General features: G+C 43.9%; 1 protein-coding gene. It reads right to left on the reverse strand.

Annotated features, from left to right (window positions below):
* Positions 1 to 530: 530 nt before the first annotated feature.
* Positions 531 to 1817, reverse strand: a complete 1287-nt coding sequence (locus BN348_RS12735) for an IS110 family RNA-guided transposase (RefSeq protein WP_040198432.1) — start codon at positions 1815 to 1817, stop codon at positions 531 to 533.
* Between the last annotated feature and the right edge of the window lie 131 nt (positions 1818 to 1948).

Here is a 1948-nt window from a genome sequence, read left to right on the forward strand (position 1 = left end):
ACCTCCCTATATAGTCAAGTGTTTTTTCCTTATTTTTCAAGGAATTTTTAGTTACATATCTCAGATGAATGAGCCGTGAAGATGGGTATTTCTGTGTATCTGGTACGAAAATAGCTGATTTTGGGCATACAAAATAAAACGTCTCATTATTCCGCTTTATATGGCCTTGTGTATGCCCCTCCATCTATGGCAGCTTACCTCCCGTGTCTACCAGGATCATCCCACCTGTCGGTGTGAGTCCTAACTTCCTTCGTTCTGCCTGCCCATATCCAGGGTGTCAGCTTAGCTCCTTTGCAGGGTCTTGCCCTATGGTATTTATTTCTGCCGACTACTGGCTCATTCTTTATTTTAAGTCTTACTGACCTGTTAATATCCTTCCTGTACCGGCACCTTTCGGTGGACGTTTTTCCGGTCCATCCCTGATATTTCCAGCTTTTCTGTCATAGCTGGATTCAGCTTTCAATCCTCTTTGAAAGTTCAATCCAACCATGACAGAGCAGTGCTTTTAGTACTTGGATCGTTTGGTTTCGTTATGCTGTCTGCATCTGCGGATGCTTGATATCACCCAGCAGCCTTGCAGCGTCATAATCGACTCCTTTTGTCAGGATCGTATAAAACACCCTGATCACCTTACATGCCACTGCCACTACTGACTGCATCTTTTTCAGCGGATTCTCTTTTCTCGTCCGATAGTATTCATGGATCTCTCGAAATTCCGCATTCTTTCCGACTAGTGATATCGCCGCTTCATACAGTACATATCTCAGTCGTTTTCTTCCTCGGTAGCTGATACGGCTCTCTCCATTATGCTTGCCTGAATCGTTCGCCACGATCGCATAGCCTGCAAGCTTTTGCAGCTGTTTGGGGTTGTCAAAACGTCTAATGTCGCCCACCTCTGCAATAAATCCACTTACTGTCACCATACCGATCCCTTTGATCTCCAGCAGCTTATCTATATATGGTATTTCTTTCAGCTTACCTTCTATCTTTTGCACCAGTTCTTCCAGTCTTGATGTATATACATCCATGTCGTCCAGCAGATTTTTCAGTTCCATTCTCGCTGCCTCCGGTGCTTCCTTACTGCCTACGCTGTGCTCTGCAGCTGATACCAGGGTCTTTGCCCTCTTCATTCCAGCCCCTCTCAGCTTTGCGTCTCTCCAGATCTGGTTTACACCTTCCACGCCCAACTTCCCGATGTCCTCCGGCAGCGGCGCTGCCTTCAGTATCATCCGCCCGCTGACTGCCTTTAAATCCCTATAAACGTCTTTGTATTCAGGAAAGTAAATGGCAAACCATCTGGCAATGCGGTTCTTGATCCGGGTAACTTCCTCCTGTGTCTGGAAGCGTAGATTGGATAAGCTTCTCATCTCTGCATAAATCCCGGTTGGTATATAAGGGTAGGAAAAACGTCCCTCATTCACCAGTGCGGCAATCGTCTTTGGATCTTTGCGGTCATTTTTATTAGGATTGTTATCATCCAGTTCCTTGGATTTCTTGACATGATGGGGATTTACATGCACAGGTTTCATTCCGTTGTCCTGCAGGAACTTTCCTAAAGCGAACCAATAGTGTCCTGTTGGCTCCATTCCGGGAATTACAGCGGTTTTACCATTCTTTTCTTGTATTTCCTCGATCCATGCCTTAAATGTAAGGAACCCTGCTTGTGTATTGCTGAAAATCAAAGGTTTTCTGGTAAACTCGAAATTTCTCCAGTCAAATGCTCTCGCATAGTGCGTTTCGCTTCCGACATCAATACCAACGATCAAAGTTTTTTCAGTTATGGATGCAATTTTTGTGTTCTGTGTGTTACAATTCATTTTAGATACCTCTCTGTTTAATAAGATTTTATACTAACCGCCAAAGTCAGTAATCTTATTTTACACTGAGGTATTTTTTTCTCAACCTTCTTTCTTGGAATTCCCTATATTTGAATTATACAGGAAGCTCC

The sequence above is a fragment of the Candidatus Soleaferrea massiliensis AP7 genome (assembly GCF_000820765.1).
GTDB classification, from domain to species: Bacteria; Bacillota; Clostridia; order Oscillospirales; family Ruminococcaceae; genus Soleaferrea; species Soleaferrea massiliensis.